This window comes from Pacificibacter marinus (assembly GCF_018860505.1).
Lineage (GTDB): Bacteria > Pseudomonadota > Alphaproteobacteria > Rhodobacterales > Rhodobacteraceae > Celeribacter > Celeribacter marinus_B.
Window position 1 is genome coordinate 35,391 of sequence record NZ_JAHKPU010000043.1, and the last position, 17,194, is coordinate 52,584.

General features: G+C 50.9%; 13 protein-coding genes. 11 read left to right on the forward strand and 2 right to left on the reverse strand.

The window, feature by feature from the left end; genetic code table 11:
- The first annotated feature begins 29 nt into the window (after positions 1 to 29).
- From KO503_RS15900 to KO503_RS15945, 10 genes are all read left to right on the forward strand, one after another.
- A complete protein-coding gene (locus KO503_RS15900) occupies positions 30 to 953 on the forward strand; it encodes a carbohydrate ABC transporter permease (protein WP_215992535.1) in 924 nt (307 codons plus the stop codon).
- Positions 953 to 1,825 (forward strand): carbohydrate ABC transporter permease, encoded by an 873-nt coding sequence (locus tag KO503_RS15905; RefSeq protein ID WP_215992536.1) that lies wholly within the window; start codon positions 953 to 955, stop codon positions 1,823 to 1,825. The genes KO503_RS15900 and KO503_RS15905 overlap by 1 nt, the downstream gene beginning before the upstream one ends.
- Complete coding sequence (locus KO503_RS15910; RefSeq protein WP_215992537.1) at positions 1,825 to 2,568, forward strand: cytochrome b561 domain-containing protein; 744 nt, start codon at positions 1,825 to 1,827, stop codon at positions 2,566 to 2,568. The genes KO503_RS15905 and KO503_RS15910 overlap by 1 nt, the downstream gene beginning before the upstream one ends.
- 32 nt (positions 2,569 to 2,600) lie before the next feature.
- Positions 2,601 to 3,524, forward strand: coding sequence for an SMP-30/gluconolactonase/LRE family protein (locus KO503_RS15915; RefSeq protein WP_215992538.1), 924 nt, complete (start codon positions 2,601 to 2,603; stop codon positions 3,522 to 3,524).
- Between the two features lie 839 nt (positions 3,525 to 4,363).
- The gene (locus KO503_RS15920) at positions 4,364 to 5,089 is read left to right on the forward strand and encodes a ribonuclease activity regulator RraA (RefSeq protein ID WP_215992539.1); all 726 of its coding nucleotides are present in this window, start codon (positions 4,364 to 4,366) and stop codon (positions 5,087 to 5,089) included.
- A 2-nt stretch (positions 5,090 to 5,091) separates the two neighbouring features.
- Positions 5,092 to 6,612 carry an aldehyde dehydrogenase (NADP(+)) gene (locus tag KO503_RS15925; RefSeq protein WP_215992540.1) on the forward strand — a complete coding sequence of 507 codons (1,521 nt, stop codon included), beginning with the start codon at positions 5,092 to 5,094 and terminating at the stop codon, positions 6,610 to 6,612.
- Positions 6,613 to 7,230: 618 nt separating this feature from the next.
- Positions 7,231 to 8,196, forward strand: coding sequence for a Bug family tripartite tricarboxylate transporter substrate binding protein (locus tag KO503_RS15930; RefSeq protein ID WP_215992541.1), 966 nt, complete (start codon positions 7,231 to 7,233; stop codon positions 8,194 to 8,196).
- A 171-nt stretch (positions 8,197 to 8,367) separates the two neighbouring features.
- Complete coding sequence (locus KO503_RS15935; protein WP_215992542.1) at positions 8,368 to 8,817, forward strand: tripartite tricarboxylate transporter TctB family protein; 450 nt, start codon at positions 8,368 to 8,370, stop codon at positions 8,815 to 8,817.
- A 3-nt stretch (positions 8,818 to 8,820) separates the two neighbouring features.
- Positions 8,821 to 10,350 (forward strand): tripartite tricarboxylate transporter permease, encoded by a 1,530-nt coding sequence (locus tag KO503_RS15940; protein ID WP_215992543.1) that lies wholly within the window; start codon positions 8,821 to 8,823, stop codon positions 10,348 to 10,350.
- A 69-nt stretch (positions 10,351 to 10,419) separates the two neighbouring features.
- Positions 10,420 to 11,118 (forward strand): FadR/GntR family transcriptional regulator, encoded by a 699-nt coding sequence (locus tag KO503_RS15945; protein WP_215992544.1) that lies wholly within the window; start codon positions 10,420 to 10,422, stop codon positions 11,116 to 11,118.
- Between the two features lie 128 nt (positions 11,119 to 11,246).
- Here the strand turns inward: KO503_RS15945 and KO503_RS15950 are convergent, their stop codons facing one another.
- Positions 11,247 to 12,332 carry a siderophore-interacting protein gene (locus KO503_RS15950; RefSeq protein ID WP_215992545.1) on the reverse strand — a complete coding sequence of 362 codons (1,086 nt, stop codon included), beginning with the start codon at positions 12,330 to 12,332 and terminating at the stop codon, positions 11,247 to 11,249.
- Positions 12,333 to 13,144: 812 nt separating this feature from the next.
- On the opposite strand from KO503_RS15950, the gene KO503_RS15955 reads away from it, so the two are divergent.
- Positions 13,145 to 15,877 carry a DUF2339 domain-containing protein gene (locus tag KO503_RS15955; protein ID WP_215992546.1) on the forward strand — a complete coding sequence of 911 codons (2,733 nt, stop codon included), beginning with the start codon at positions 13,145 to 13,147 and terminating at the stop codon, positions 15,875 to 15,877.
- A gap of 102 nt (positions 15,878 to 15,979) precedes the next feature.
- On the opposite strand, the gene KO503_RS15960 is transcribed toward KO503_RS15955, so the two are convergent.
- Entirely contained in the window at positions 15,980 to 17,167 is a 1,188-nt protein-coding gene (locus tag KO503_RS15960; protein ID WP_215992547.1) for an AGE family epimerase/isomerase, read from the reverse strand.
- Positions 17,168 to 17,194: the final 27 nt, after the last annotated feature.

The following is a 17,194-nucleotide window of genomic DNA, read 5'->3' on the forward strand; positions in this document are numbered from 1 at the left end:
TCACCCCTAACTGTCTAAGGCAAAAGCTGATGAATATCGCAAACAAAGCAAACCGGCTCACCCCGTATGTGTTCATGGCACCTGCTGCGATCATTCTGGCCGTCGCATTGCTCTATCCGATCGGGTATATGATCTACGCCAGTTTTTTGGATTGGAGCCCAAGTCAAAGGATCGGAGAGGCCGATTTTGTTGGGCTACGCAACTACGTAAACCTGATGCATGACGCGGCTTTTCGCGAGAGCTTTTGGGTGACAGTCAAATTCGCGGCTGTGGTCGTGACGCTTGAGATGTTCATTGGTGTCGGTTTGGCTTTGCTGCTTGATCGCAACATCAAAGGTATGTCGTTCTTGCGGACTATTTTCATTTTACCAATGATGATCGCCCCAATCGTTGTGGGTCTGATGTGGCGCTACATGTATCACCCCACCGTGGGCATCTTTAACCGCACGTTGAAAGACTGGGGCTTTGAAGGCATCCCTTGGCTTTCTGACAGCACATGGGCCTTTGTTGCCGTGGTGATGGCCGATGTTTGGCAGTGGACGCCATTTATTTTCATCTTGTCGCTGGCCGCGATGCAATCCTTACCCCGCTCTGCCTTGGAAGCCGCCGAAATCGACGGTGCCTCTGATATGCAAAAAGTCATTCACATCAAGCTGCCATTGATGCTGCCGGTGTTGATTGTGACGTTGATGTTACGATTGATTGATGCCTTTAAAGTGCTCGAAGTGATCATGGTTTTGACCAACGGGGGCCCGGGCCTTTCGACTGAAATCGTCGCCATGCGCATTTTCCGTACTGCACAAGAATTCCAAGAACTCGGCGAGGCCGCCGCGATGTCGAACACGCTGCTTATGGTGTTGATGGCGCTGACCATCGGGATGTTTGCCTACAATAAAATGCAAGAAGGCCGCGCCGCAAAAATGCAGGCGATGGCAGCGAAAGGGACAGCGTAATGTCAGTTCAAAAAGAAACGCAAAACCCGCTTTTTTACATGTTGATTGTGGTGCTTGTCGTCATGTCGCTTGGTCCAATTTTATTGATGTTAGCGACATCGTTTAAAACCAACGTTGATGTCTACGACAGCTCGGTTTCGGCCTTTTTCTTTGCGCCGACACTGGCCAATTACGAAACCGTTTTGTGCGATGTGCTGTGGTATGAGCCGAGCCATGTGGACTATTGCGACCCGACCTTTGGGCGCGCTTTGGGCAACTCGCTTTTTGTTGCGTTGGTCTCGACCGGTTTGACTTTGTTTATGGGCTGTATGGCGGCATATGCCTTGGTTCGGTTTAAGTTTATGGGCCGTGGCACGGTGTCTATGACAACGCTTTTAATGCGTATGGTGCCACCTGCTGTGCTGCTTGTGCCTGTGTTTGGCATCTGGACATTCCAATACGGATTGGACGGCACATTTACGGGTATTATTTTGGTTTATACCGCGATGAATTTGCCGTTTGTCATTTGGATTTTGCAGTCTTTTATCGTTCAAGTTCCGATCCAGCTTGAAGAAGCGGCACGCATGGACGGGGCCAACCCCATTCAGATTTTCTTTCTTGTGGTGTTGCCTATTATCAAGCCGGGTTTGGCTGCGGCAGCGATTTTTACCTTTCGCATTGCGTGGAATGAATTCTTGCTCGGCAATGCGCTTTTGGATCGCAACACGCGGACCGTGCCGGTGACCATTGTGAACTCGATCACGGAATATGACATCAATTGGGGTGTGATCATGGCCACAGGCATGTTGCTGGCCATTCCGCCGATTATCTTTACCTTTGTGGCCTCTAAACAGATCATCACGGGTATGACAGCCGGCGCGGTAAAAGGCTGATGCTTGATTGGTTTTTGTCCCCTATCGATGCTGCGCGCGCCCATGATATCGGCTTTGCCCTGTCTTGGCACGCGCGTCTGATGGTTCTCTCTTGGGGGGTGATCACGCCATTGGCGATTTTGATCGCGCGGTTTTATAAAATCACCCCGAAACAAGATTGGCCGCGTGAATTGGACAATCGCATTTGGTGGGACGTGCATTTTTGGGGACAAATATCGTCCTTTGGCATTGCCTGTATTGCTTTGGTCCTGATCTTAATCTCGGCGCAAAATACAGGTGCGGCGATGCGCCATCACGTTCTTGGCTATACTGTCATGGGCCTTGGGGCGATGCAGCTTTTGTCAGGCGCCTTGCGTGGCACCAAAGGGGGGCCAACGGCCCCTCATGCGGATGGAAGCCTTAGAGGAGATCATTTTGATATGACACCTCGCCGACTTGCCTTTGAATTTATTCATAAACTTGTTGGCTACACCGCTTTGGGTTTGATTATGATTGCGATCACAACGGGGCTTTGGGCGGCCAATGCGCCCATTTGGATGTGGGTGGTTATCGGCGGTTGGTGGGCTTTGCTTGCCTTGGTGGCTGTTGTGCTGCAATGGCGCGGACGAGCATTTGACACCTACCAAGCCATTTGGGGGCCTGATGCGTCATTGCCAGGAAATCAAAGACCAAAACAGGGGGTGTGCATCACGCGCCCCTCTGAAAGCCCTGACTATAAAAATGACTATAAAGATAAAGTGTAACCGAGTCCTTTGGACAGACACAGGAGATAAAGATGTTCGGTGAATTGGATGGAACAGGATTTGAAAGCATAGACCCTGCATTTGGAGCGTGTTTTATCGGCCATGCCCGCGTGGAGCGTTTGTGGACGGGAGCGCGGTGGTCCGAGGGGCCGGCATGGTTTCCCGCAGGGCGTTACCTTATCTGGTCAGACATTCCAAACAACCGCATGATGCGTTGGGACGAAACCGATGGGTCTGTGTCCGTCTTTCGGCAAGGCTCTAACAATAGCAACGGCAACACGGTTGACGGGCAGGGGCGTTTGGTCTCTTGCGAACATCTCACCCGCCGCGTCACCCGTACGGAACATGACGGATCGATCACCGTTATTGCCGACAGCTACCAAGGCAAGCGGCTCAACTCGCCCAATGATGTGGTGGTGAAATCTGACGGTTCGATCTGGTTCACGGATCCGTCCTACGGCATCATGATGGATTATGAAGGCGAGCGTGCTGAGGTTGAACAATCAGGCTGTCACGTTTACCGCGTTGATGGGGATACGAATGAGATCAGTGTTGTCGCCGCTGATTTTGACAAGCCCAATGGACTTGCATTTTCGGCTGATGAACAAACGCTGTTTGTGTCCGATACGGGGGCGACGCACACTGAAAATGGCGCAAAACATATTTGCGCGCTTAACGTCAACAGTGATGGCAAAACGCTTGGGGCGTCTCGTGTTTTTGCGTCATGCACCAATGGGCTGTTTGACGGGTTTCGTTTGGACCGCGCTGGTCGTATTTGGACCTCTGCCGCCGATGGTGTGCATTGCATCGCCCCAGATGGTCGGTTGATTGGGAAAGTGCATATCCCTGAAATGGTTGGCAACCTGTGCTTTGGTGGGCCCAAATTAAACCGATTGTTTATAGCTGGTACAAGTTCATTGTACGCAGTGTATTTGAATGTAAATGGCCTGCACTGAATGGCTGTTTACTGGCGCCGAATGAATTTGGCGCAGCGGCAGACTAGAGTGTGTGCTTTTGTACTATTCTTGCAGCTCGTTTAGGCCTCATCCAGCACAAAAGTGACGGAGCCTAATTTGAAATTCTTTTACTTTTTAGGACAACTTTAGAGCTTGGCGAAGGCGTCTTGAAAGGCGATTAGATAGCTTGCTGTCTGGACGCAACGGCAAAGAGCAATTCGATCTACCGATCATGTAGAGTGTCTGTGGCAGTCAGCGCGCTGTTTAGCTGTTGAGGTGTGTCATTGGTTTTGTAGGTGTGGGGCATCAGGTATATCGTTTCTATGCTGTTCTCAATAACTGTTCAAAACAAGTGTGAACGGGCCATCTAGCGGGCTGTAACAGTTCCTGACATGAGAAGACCCCTAATGGATCTTTCTTCATCGAAACGTAAATTCGCAATGCAAAATAAATGATTCGATCTTGCCTGTTTGCTTAAGGCTCAAAGCGCCGAAGCTAATTTTAGAATATGCGGAGGGTACATGCATATCTATATATTTGTAAATTCTGTATCGAAAAATATCGTTAAAAATGCCATTAATTGCTATTTTTTACAAAGTAATTTTACAACTATGGACAAATATAAGAAATCAAGTTACCAATTATTCCAACGCCAGCAATGGAGTTTGGGAGGATCTAATGTGTTGAGCCGCTTGACTGGGCCCTGTGCTCTTTTGGCTGATCATCAACTGGACCCCTCGTAATAAGCAAGCAATGAAATGCTTTGAGTTAGGCTTTCTGAGGGAGGGCTTAATGTTGAACATTAGCGGCCGAGTAGGGGCCTACGTGAGGAAAAAATTATGAGCGATTACATTTTATCGAACGAAGTGCGTGAAAAACTGATGCGTGTTTCTACGGCTTCTGTTGCTACGGCGCTCTATAAGCGTGGGTTGCGCAATCAGTTTGTGCAGGGTGTGGTTCCTATCGGATCTAAGCCCGTAACAATGGTTGGTCAGGCTTTCACATTGCGTTACATTCCAGCCCGTGAAGATCGTAATCCGATCACTGTATTCCGCGAACGTGACCACAAGCAGCGCGTGGCCGTAGAGACCTGTCCTGAAGGGCATGTGTTGGTGATGGATGCGCGCAAAGACAGCCGTGCAGCCACAGCCGGTTCAATCCTTGTGACGCGACTTGCCAAACGTGGCGCTGCGGGTGTTGTTTCTGATGGCGGTGTACGGGATGCCGCTGGCATCGGCGCGCTTGACATGCCCTCCTATTTCGCGCGCCCATCTGCACCCACAAATCTGACGCTGCATGAGGCAATTGACATCAATGTGCCCATTTCTTGCGGCGACGCTGCGGTCTTTCCTGGCGATGTGATGTTGGGCGATGGCGATGGTGTTATGGTCATTCCTGCGCATCTTGCAGACGAAATCGCAGAGGAATGCACGGGAATGGAATCTTACGAGGATTTCGTTCTGGAGCAGGTCAATGAAGGTGCCGGTATTATCGGGCTTTACCCCGGTACTGATGATGAGAATATCGTGAAATACAACGCTTGGCGCGAACAGAAGGGCCGATGATGATGAGCTATACTCCACATGGACACCACCTGATTGCAGGCGAAAAAATCGGGACTGAGATAAAGTTCTCTTCCGCGCCTGCAACAGGTCAAGCTTTTGAATTTTCTGCAGGAACGCCAGAACTCGTCGCGCAGGCTTGTGTCGCAGCGCAAAAGGCTTTCGCAGGATTTTCCGCAACATCTCGCGAAGATCGTGCTGTGCTTTTGGAAACAATCGCTGACGAGATCGACGCGCGCGGCGACGCAATCACCGAGGTTGGCAGCGCGGAAACAGGACTGCCTGAAGGACGTCTTATCGGCGAACGTGGTCGTACAACGGGGCAGTTGCGCCTATTCGCAGCACATATCCGTAAAGGCGATTACCTTGACTGTCGGCACGACAAAGCCTTGCCAGATCGTCAGCCGCTTGCACGACCCGATTTGCGTATGATGCAGCGCCCCATTGGGCCGATTGCTGTGTTCGGCGCGTCAAACTTTCCATTGGCTTTCTCTGTCGCGGGTGGTGATACGGCGGCGGCTTTGGCTGCGGGTTGTCCTGTTGTGGTCAAAGGTCATGGCGCACATCCCGGTACAGGTGAAATTGTTGCGGATGCCATCACGGCTGCGATTAAGGCATGCAACATGGATGCCGGCATTTTCAGTCTTGTCCAAGGTGGTACGCGTGCGGTGGGCGAAGCGCTCGTTACGGACCCACGGATTAAGGCTGTTGGTTTTACCGGTAGTCTCGGTGGCGGTCGCGCGCTTTACAATCTCTGCGCTGCGCGCCCTGAACCGATTCCGTTCTTCGGTGAGCTTGGTAGTGTGAACCCTATGTTTGTTCTGCCTGAGGCGACTGCCGCAAGGGGCGCTGATATCGGTACGGGTTGGGCGGGAAGCTTGACCATGGGTGTTGGTCAATTCTGCACCAATCCTGGCATCGCGGTGGTGATTGATGGTCCTGAGGCGGATCGCTTTGTTGAGGCCGCAACGCAAGGTCTTGGTGCTGTTGCGGCTCAGCCGATGTTGACGGATGGCATGGCTGATGCATACCGCGATGGTGCGCGCCGCGTGGGCGAGGCGGCGGGGGTCAAAACTCTGTTGACCACATCTTGCGAAGGTCGCGATGGGGCGCCTTACTTGTTTGAGGTTTCTGCCGCTGACTGGTTGGCGGATGAGGTTCTGTCCGAAGAAGTATTTGGCCCGCTCGGTCTTGTGATCCGCGTAAAAGATGCGGCGCAGATGCAAGAGATTGCCGAAAGTTTCCAAGGGCAGCTGACTGCGACCTTGCAGATGGATGATGGCGATATTGATCTTGGTCAGGCGCTTTTGCCTGTGCTTGAGCGCATGGCTGGTCGAGTGTTGGCCAACGGCTTTGCGACAGGTGTTGAGGTTTGTGATACGATGGTGCACGGCGGACCTTATCCTGCCAGCACAAACTTTGGTGCGACCTCGGTTGGCACCTTGTCAATTCGTCGTTTCTTGCGCCCTGTGTGCTACCAAAACCTACCAGAAGCGCTCCTCCCTAAGGATTTTTTGACAGCCTAACGGTTGCTTTGATCCTGCGCTTGGCCTGCTGTTGCGTTTAGTCGTGGCGGCGGGCCTTTTTTGTTGAGGAAGCTCTATTGCGACATCTGTGCTCTTTCTGAATGGAATCGCCTATGTTGGCTGTTGTCTGAATTTTACTTATTTTTGCAAATATCGATATTTTCCCCGTAATTTGGCGGATAATTAACTTATTATTCTGAGTATTATGACGAATTTGCACATAATTCGTAATAATGGGTAATTTTAGTTGTTGATTTGTAAGTGCAGTCTTGTAGAGTGAGTTAGGGTTCGTAAGTGCCAAATCTGCACAAATGAATGGGGGAGCTTCGGCTCGAAATGAGGGAGATTTATATGTGCGCGAAAGATGTGCGCATGTATGATGCATCAAGAAAAATGCATATTTTGCGAGATGACTGTAAGCTTTTGAGTTCGGCGCCGATGGTCTGAATTCTACGACTCATATGTCGCTAGGGACGCATTTAAACGCGACCTTCGCTCAATGAAATACCCCTTGTCCTAAGTTGGTTTAATATATGGCTTTGCTGCACAAGCATGGTCATGCGATCTGCCAGATGCTTCTGGATAGACGCTACGAAGTTCAAAAAGGAGGAACAATCTATGTTTTCTAAAGGCTTGAAGAAAAGCATCATTTTGGCGCTTGGCGCTTGTGTCGTTGGTGCATCCGTTGCTGCTGCTGATTTCCCGACACGTGACATCCGCCTTATCGTGCCATGGCCTGCAGGCGGTGGTGCTGATGCCATCTCGCGCAAAATTAGTAATCTCGCTGAGCAAGACCTGCCAAAATCCATCTACGTTGAAAATATCGCAGGTGCGGTGACTGCAACAGGTTTGATCCAAATGACCAGCGCCCGTCCAGACGGCCATACAGTTGGCGTTTTGACATATGACAGCGTTATCACATTGCCACGCGGCCAAATGGTTCCTGGCTATGGTCTGGAAAACATGTCCTTGATCGCGCGCATCACCAGCGAAGCTGACGCAATCGTTGTGTCTAAACACTCTGGTATCAACAGCTTTGAAGAATTGGTCGCAAAAGCCAAGGAAAACCCAGGTCAAGTCCGTGTCGGTGTGGCGCCAAAAGGTTCTGGTCCGTATTTGTCTGTTATCCAACTTGAAACTCTATTGGACGTAGATTTCAACGTGATCACTTACGCAGGGTCTTCTAGCGCTGAAGCTGAGGCACTTTTGTCTGGTGAGTTGGACGCAGCGATTTCAAGTCTTGGCGATTTCAGCGGGATCATTGAATCCGGTGATGCAAAAGGTGTGATCGAACTGACATCTGTGCAGAACTTGACATACACTGACGTGCCGACAATCAGCTCAAAAGGCTTTGATCTGCAAACAGGTAGCTTTATTGTTCTTGCTGCTCCGAAAAACACACCGGATGAAGCAATCGACGTGATCGAGACTGCGTTTAAAACAGCTTATGACAGCGCAGAGTTTCAAGACTGGCTCGCACAAATCGGTGTGACACCTGATTGGCTCGGCTCTGACGAAGTGAAGGGTTGGGTTGAAGGGCTTCAAGACAAGACCTTCTCTTTGATGGACGATTTGAACCTGTAATCCACGGTTTACCAAACAAACACCATGTCTCCGGCGCCTTGTCGGGGGCATTGCTTTCGGGGGCTTGAGTGTCCTCGAAAGCAAGTTCAAGCGACCTATGCAAAACATAAGATAAGGTTCTTTTTATCTGTCTTTTGCGGTTAAGACCCAGCCTCATATCGGGAGAAAACGATGTTCATAAACAGGCAAAACTCATTTCTTTACGTCATACTCGTCGTGTCTGTCGGATATCTTATTTCGGCGGTAAGCCTCGGTGCCCCTATCGTCGATAACGGTTTGACGCCGTCGTTCTTTCCCATCCTTGTTGGGGCTGCGGCGATCCTTTTCGCTACGGTACTCATCGTACAAAGCCTGCGGAATCCCGTAGAAAACACCAAGTCGGATGAGCCACGCACCTATACGCACCTGCTGGTTATCGCAGCCATTTTTGTCTACATCGTCGCATTTCGTCAGATAGGGTACTTCATCTCTTCAACCGTCTTCGTTTTTGCGCTGATCTTGATTTTCTCTCGTGTTGAGAAGCTTTTGCTCAAAGCAGGGATTTCGGTGCTGGTTGTCGCGATCTGCTATGTCATGTTCCAGAAATTGTTCGGGGTTCGCCTCCCGACACTGTGGGGTTGAACCATGGATTTTATTCTTCTCGTTTTTAACAGCTTTTCGTTGCTGATGGACCCGTTCAACCTGACTTATGTTGTTCTTGGGTTTTTGATCGGCACCATTTTTGCGGCCATTCCGGGTTTGACAGCGACCTTGGCCATGGCCCTGTTGTTGCCGTTGACTTACACGTTGAGCGTTGAAACAGCGCTTATGGCCTGTGCCAGTATCTATATGGCTGGCATGTGTGGCGGCAGTATCACAGCGACAACTATCAATATTCCGGGCGCGCCATCATCTATGATGACCGCTTTGGATGGATACCCTATGCAGCAGCAAGGCAAAGGCGCCTTGGCGCTTGGGCACGCAGCTTTAGGGTCGATGTTCGGGGGCGCTGTCGGTGCTTTGCTTTTGATCGCGGTCGCCCCTTTCGTGGCCGAGCTATCGTTGCTTGTCAAAACCACCGGTAAGTTTTCTTTGCTCGCATTCGCGATCATCGTGGTGGTTATTGCGCAGCGTGGACGTATTCCACAAGCTGGATTGGCCGCCTGTATCGGTTTGATGTTGGCGACTGTCGGTTTGGATGCGATGGAGCCGATCACGCGCTTTACCTATGGCGACAGCAACCTGACGGCGGGAATTGCCCTGATGCCAGTGATTATCGGGACATTCGCCATCGCCGAAGTTTTGATGCAAGCCTACGAACCAACTGATGACGCGGCCACCAAAGCGGCTGCGAGCAAGGTTAAAATTCGTCGTCGCGACTTCATTCCTCCGTGGTCTGACATCCGCAAAATCGGCTTTATGTGCTATTTCAAATCCTGTCTGATCGGGTATTTCGTCGGAACACTGCCGGGGGCCGGTGGGTCTATGGGGTCCTTCCTAGCCTATACTGAAACCGTACGAACATCTGACGAACCAGAGACATTTGGTAAGGGCAATCCAAAAGGCATCGTCGCCTCGGAAAGCGCGAATAACGCGGTTTGTGGCGGGGCTATGGTTCCGATGTTGACCTTCGGTATTCCAGGGGATCCTATTACAGCGATTATGCTTGGGGTGTTGGTGATCAACGGTGTTCAGCCTGGTCCACAGCTTATGTCAGATCAAGCGGGTATGATCGCACCGATGTTGGCGGCTTTGCTTTTCAGTGCTGTCGTTCTTATTCCTTTGACGTTGTATTTGATCGGGCCATACTTCATCAAGATCGTGTCCATCCGTAAAGATGTTCTCTACGCGGTGATTGCGCTTTTGGCGATTGTCGGCAGCTTTGTTGCGACTTACTCGACCTTCCAGATGTTTATGGCTCTGGGCATGGGTATCCTTGCCTTCTACCTGCGACGCAATGGCTTCCCTGTGATCACCATGTTGCTTGGATATATTCTAGGCCCGAACCTTGAGGAATTCTTGCGCCGATCTCTGTCTTTGTCGAATGGTGATCCGACCACTTTCTTGACCAATCTGGACAGCTTGTTCTTTGTGTTGCTGACGCTCGTCTTCGTCTACTTTCTGGTCATTCGAAAACCTGCGACGAAATCTCCGGCGGACCGCTCTGCGTCTTAGCCGTTATTGATAAATCGGCCCTGTGACTGTATGATCAGGGCCGGTAAATTTGTTTCAAAGGAGATATTGGTGTCAGAGACGCAGCGCCCTTCATTGGCTGATCAAGTCTACGACAAGTTGCTGGTGAACATTCTTGAAGAAGAATATCCTGTGCACAGTCGGCTTCCGGCTGAGGATGTCCTTGCGCAAGGGTTCGGTGTCTCACGGCCCATTGTGCGTGCGGCCCTGTCGCGATTGCGCGATGATGGAATCGTTCAGTCGCGCCGTGGGTCTGGTAGTTATATTTTGCGTCGCCCAGATCGCCAACTGATCAGTTTTGTGCCCCTTGAATCCATCTCAGATGTGCAGCGGTGCTACGAATTTCGCATCGACGTAGAAGGCTCGGCCGCGGCATGGGCGGCAAAGCGTAGGGACGATGAAGATCTTGCCGCGATGGAGAATGCCTATAGCGTTATGGAGCAGGCCTACCAAGAAAACGAACTTGCTGTAGATGCAGATCAGATGCTGCACCTCGCTGTGGCGCGGGCATCGAAAAACCCGTTCTTTTCGTCCGTTCTTGAATCCTTAGGCCAGCAGATCGCCTTTGGTGTCAAATTATCTCGGTCTTTGACGCTTTTGGATACGCCTGCGCGTCAAGAACTCGTCTTGGCAGAACATCGCGCAGTGCTCGAGGCAATTCGGCTAAAACAGCCAGAGGTTGCCTCAGCGACTATGCGTTATCATATCACAGCCGCGAAAGACCGGATGTTCGTTGGCACGCAAGACTGAGCGGCATTCAGGCGCTGTTTACTTTAACAGATTTCTAAGACCTACCTGCAAAAAGACGATCACCTCAACCTGATGCAAAAGCTCGCTCGTCGCCTGTCGTGACCGCTGTGGCAACGGTTTAATCCGTTTTAACCTGCCATCAGGCCTGTTGTTCCGCGCCTCCAATAGGCTGCTGCAAGTGTCTGGTCCCGACTGAGGCCTAAGTCGTGACGCCAATGCGTTCGCAAACGGCGAGCAGCGGCATCTTCGGCGGCGAACCAACCAAAGCAATCCAGATCATCGCGCCATGTCTCGGCGATTAAACGGTCTGAGAGGGCCAAGCTGGTGCCTGCAGGCGCGTCACGGCGAAACAGCCATTCCACATCGATTTTCGTGCGATTTTCTATCGTTTGAACATCAGCTTGCGTGGCGACCTCAATACACGCTAGTCCTGTTGCTGTCTCGGGCAGTATTTCCAATAGTCTGGCAAGCGCGGGCAGGCCGGTTTCATCTGCCCCGATAATGTAATGTTGAGCATTGCGATTTATTGGCCGTCCAAGAGGTCCAAACATTCCAATCTGATCGCCAGGTTTCGCAGACATAGCCCAAGCTGATCCCGCGCCAGTGGTCCCATGCGTGACCACATCAATATCAACCCAAGAGGCAACAGTATCAATGGCGCGGATCGTATAGACCCGCGATACGGGCTTTCGGTCTGGATCAGGCCATTTCGTCAACCCATCAGGGCCCGCCACGGGCCAGACAGGGTTTGGCACGGTAAGGCAAGGCAGTAACAGCCGCACATGCATGTTGCCAAATTCTTCGAACCTGTTCAGGTCTGAGCCATGCAGTCGCACACGTTTTATGCGTGCGTTCAAATTGGTGACCTTTTCAACGACCATTAACCTAAAGGGCGCTAGCTCGGGATCATGTGCATGATCGCCAGTCCAAACGATCTGTGGGTCATCAATCTTGGCATAAAGCTTAAAGGCTGTGGCGAGCAAATCCTTGATACGGGCCAAACCCGTTGCATCAGTGGCGCCACCCTCAATTGTTACTTGGTCATCACGTTCCGAAATAGACAGCCAGCCGAAAGCCCAAGACAAGCGAAACTCTGTCTTGTTCTCAATATCGACACTGGCCCGAAAGCTTTCTAATCGACTGCGTATTTTTGCTTTGTAGGTTGCATGTTGCGGCAATATCAGGCGGCAAGAACAATGTAATGGATATGTCATCTCAACCTCTGAATGGTTTGTTGGCTGCAACGTGCTGGACGTGCAGCATCAACACATGCTGCGCTTGAAAGATATAAATGGGGTAATTGATATTTAGCCATGGCACGCCCTTTTGCCTGACGAGTGTCAGAAATGATCTTGAACATTTTCAGAATCGCGGGCTTTGGTGAGAGCTGGCTTCGCTCTTAGTCTCAATTCTTATCAAAAGAGTCAACTTAATATGGTGGGTTTTCTATACCTTCATCAAAAAGACTACGGTCGCATGTCGTTGGGCCCTTTAAGTATAAGTTACTCCATTCAGGCAAAACGCCTTGATGCTGAGGCAGACTATAGAATCTCATCATGATGAAAGCATATGTATTTACCATTATAGCTGTGCCAGTTGATCTCGTTTGGGCGCGCCCCGAGATTTTAACGATTTGCCCAAATGGTATCTCGCTGTCATAGACACTGGACCTAGGAAGGCGATGCGAACGGTGAAGGGGGCGGACCTATAAATATTCGGCATCAGTTCGCCCCCCAAGAAGTAATTGGGCAGCTTTCACGCGCTTGAGACGAGTTAAAATTCACGCCCCATTTTAGCACAGGTTTGCATATCACGGGATGCGCGCTTTCATTTCCAAATCTTACTTGTAAAGCGTTCTTTGGCGGAGGTTGTTCGTTACAAACAAGCACTCAAGGTGGCATAAATCCGTGATAGGTTCAAAGTCACTCGCATGAACTGTTCGTCATTTTATTTTTCTGATACGAGCAAGGCAAAAGGTGTGCCGCGAGTATGGCATGTTAAGAGTCTAACGTGATTGGATATTTCCGTGGAAGATAGTTTGATTGGCCTCGCGATTGCCGTGATTTGCATTTTTGTGGTGCTTTTGCCGATTGGGACAATTTATCTTTTGGTGTCGAACGCAGCACTTAAGACGCGCTTGTCACAGGTTGAAAAGCAAGTGTCACAGTTAAAAAAACGCACACAAGATATGAGTGCTGTTGCTGCGCCAAACATAGTGGCTGCACAAGCTCTCTCGACGCAAGCTCAAGACCCTAAAGTTGAATTGAGTTTAGATAAGGCGACGGAGGCACAGGTTGTGCGGCCGACATCGACAGTTCCAAAGGTTACCAAACCAGACGTGGAACCACCTCATGCCGAACCGAATACCGAGCCAAGAAATATGCTCTTCGATCGCTTTATCGGTTGGTTGGTTCAAAATTGGTTCTACGTCATCTCAGCGGTCTCGCTGGCGCTCGCTGGTGTTTACTTTGTAATCTACAGCATGGAGCAAGGCTTACTACCTCCAACCGTGCGTGTGATGCTGACCTTTGGGTTTGGCGCGGCGCTGATTGGCGTGGGCGAATTCTTACGCCGCAGGTTTGGCGACGAAAATGATAAGTCCACAGCTTATCTGCCATCGACATTCTCTGGTGCTGGGATTGTCACATTTTTCGCTGGCGTTTTGCTGGCACGCTTCCTTTACGGTTTCATCGGACCAGAAATTGCCCTTATTGGCTTGGCGTTAATCGGTGCGCTGGCCATGGTGTTCGGCTGGTTCTATGGGCCTTTCTTAGCGGCTGTCGGCATCATCGGTGCAATGGCAGCACCTTTTGTAATTGGCGGATCATCAGATACGCCTGAGTTTTTATTCATTTACTTTGCTGTCATCACCGTCACGGGATTGCTTATTGACACATTCCGCCGATGGGCTTGGGTCTCGGTGCTCTCGCTGGCCTTAGGCTTTGTGACAGGCGGGGCTCTTGTGGCTGGTGCTGGTGCCTCAGTGATCCCAGCCTTCATTGCATTTTGCCTTGTCCTAGCGTTTGCCGCAATTGTCATCCCGATGCGCAGTCTGACGCCTCAACATACGGGGAATTGTTTTACACTTGTGTTGAGCAAGGGACGTAAAACATGGCCTGACTTTCCTATCTGCCTCGCTGCGGCTTCGGTCTTGGTGACAAGCGTTTTGATTACATTGGCGGCATTGGATAGCACGCAGAGTCTTATCTTTTGGACTGCCATTTTTGCGCTGAGCGTTATGGTTCTAAGCCTGTTGATTTGGGCCCGTAAAGCCGAAGCTTTGGTTGATTTGGCTATGCTGCCCGCCATCGGGTTGGTGGTGACTGTCGCGCAGGGTGCGTTTGTTTGGAGGGCGCCGAATGAGGTGATCATGGGAAACTCTGAGGCAATGCCCTTACAAGCGAGTTTTCTTGTCGGCCTCGGCCTTGTGATCTCGATTGCCGCCGCTTGGCGTTCTCTTCACGGTGGACCGGTAAAGATTTTCTTGGCAGGTGCAGCAACTCTATTTGCACCAATCATGGCGATTGTTCTTGAGGTATTCTGGCAGCCTGCGCTGATTATGGGCAGTTACGGCTGGGCGTTGCACGCATTGGCCATCGCTCTGGTGATGGTGGCTATGGCGGAGCGTTTTGCCCGTGTAGATGGGGCTGATGCGCGCGCGCGTTTGTCTTTGGCTGTCCTATCCGCGTTGGCTTGTATCACTTTTGCCTTGGTCTTGGTCTTTAGCTTGGTGGCTCTGACAATCGCCATCGTGCTGACTATTGTTGCAGCCATATGGCTTGATCGTAAATATGATCTGCCATGGATGGCTGCCTTTGTTCTGCCAGGTATCATGGCTGTTGGGTTTCGTCTGACGATTGATCCTGGGATCGATTGGGCGCTGGATGCGCCGTGGTGGGAGATGCTGATTTCGCATGGTGGTGCCGTCGCTGGGTTCGTATTGGCTTGGATGTTGGCTAAATCCGTAAACCGGCCACGTACAGAAGTTTTGATTGAAACTGCTGTTGTCTCGTCGTTTGGGATTTTCCTTACTCTGGTTCTGGGCAGAACGGTCATGGCGCTTTCTGGCGACATTTACGCGAATGGTCGATGGTTGATCGGGTTGACCGCAACAATCTGGTTGCTGCTTGGTGTGGTGCAGTTGCGCCGTTTGTCCTTGGGCGGAGGCTTGGGTCTCTTACGCAAAGTCTTTGCGATTTTGTTTATTGGGTCGGCTCTTTTGCAGCTGCTATCGAGTGTAACTGTAATGAATCCTGTCTTGGGTTGGACCGAAGATATCGTTGGTCCAATCCTATTCAACACACTTGTTCCAGCTTATCTCGTGCCTGCTGTCGCGTTGATGTTCGGCGCGTGGTGGCTCAAGGATCAACCAAAGTGGTTGCGTGCAACACTGGCAGGGATGTCCCTCGGCTTAACAGGCATCTGGTTGGTTTTGACCATTCGCCATGCTTGGTTGGGGCCTGCTTTGATGGATGCGGACTATGTGGCACCGGCAGAGCTTTACACCTATACGGTTGCCTTGTTGCTGATCGGCGCTGGCTTGATTTATCAGGCTATTGCGACAAGCAGCGCAACGCTTCGCAAGGCTGGCTTGATCGTGATTGCTTTCGCAGTCGTGAAAGTGTTCGCATGGGATATTCAAGGACTTGGTGGCTTGATTCGAGTGTTCTCATTACTGCTTTTAGGACTGTCTCTTGCGGGGTTGGCTTGGTTCAACCGTTGGGCCGCCGAGCGATCAAAGACCATTGAGCTTAAATAGGGCTTTTTGAAACTGGATGGTGGAACTTGAGCCTCCGCTTCAATTTGTTAGGGAGTGGCGGGGGCTCATCCATATGAATGTATGGCGTTTTTTCTTGTGACGTCAGTCTATAGAGTGCTTGGCCAAAGCGTTTGAGAAATCAACTGGCCATAATCCCGCCCGCATCCCTTCGCTCATTGCTATGACGATATGGTACATCAACCGTGTCAGACCTTCATCCCATAAGGCGTTTCCTGCCGCATCGACCTGATTGATAAAGACTGGGTGTTTTGCAAACCAATGTTCGAACATCTGGCATAATAATCGCTGTGCGCGTGCGCCGACGTTTGGTTCTCCCGCTCTGTGGCGGGTCGCTAAAATCTTGATTGCCTCTGTTTGTGGCCACATCAGAAAGCTGTTCTCAACCACATCTCCTGTGGTTGATACCGCATCAAAAGCTGCACCTTTCAACATACCGTCCTGCGCAAAACCATATGTATCGGCAAAGTTGATGAGCCTATGGGCTGGGATACGCAGACGGTCGTCTTTGGCAAGTTCAGCCTCTTCGATCAAAAGCCAAGCCCATTCGCACTGATGTCCAATTTCGCGGCGTAGACCTGCGGCATCTGGCAGAGGGTTCAGATCAGGTGTCAGAAACTCTGCAATGCTGCCGCTTTGATCGTCCATGAAATACTGCAGTCCGGTCGCACGCAACTTTGCAGCACGGGCGAGCCAGATAGCGTCATCTGTCATGCGAAAGGCCTGAAGGCAGGCTTCGAACAGATGCATGTGCGGATTTTGTGCGGGCCCAGTGTTTGCACCGCTGTCATCGTTGCGCAGCAAGCCTGTGACGGGGTCTGTCAGGTGCAATTCTAGTGCAGTCCAACAGTCATCGATCAGCGCGCAGACCTCATCTGATGGTGACAATTTATTCCACGTCACCAGCCCAAGAATGACAAAAGTTTGGTCATAGCTGCGTGCGTATTCGTCCTCTATTTGTCCAGTAAGACTGCCATCACGCGCCGTCATGCAGCGATATAATCCTGATGCTTTTTGAAAGTGTTCCAGAAAACTGACCTGCCTTTTGGCTGCAATAATCAAGGATGAGTCGCCCGTCTCCAATGCGGCATGTGACAGTGTAAATAAGGTGCGGGCTTGGGCCAGAAGCGATTTTTTAGCTGTCGGATCAGGGGAGCCGTTGGCATTCAATGCGTCAAATACGCCGCCTTGATCGTCTTGAACACGTGCCAACCAATCTGCAAAAAAGGTGTTCCAGAACCATTGAGACCAATGTTGTGCGTCTTTTGTCATCGATGAATATCCATTTGAACGTATTTG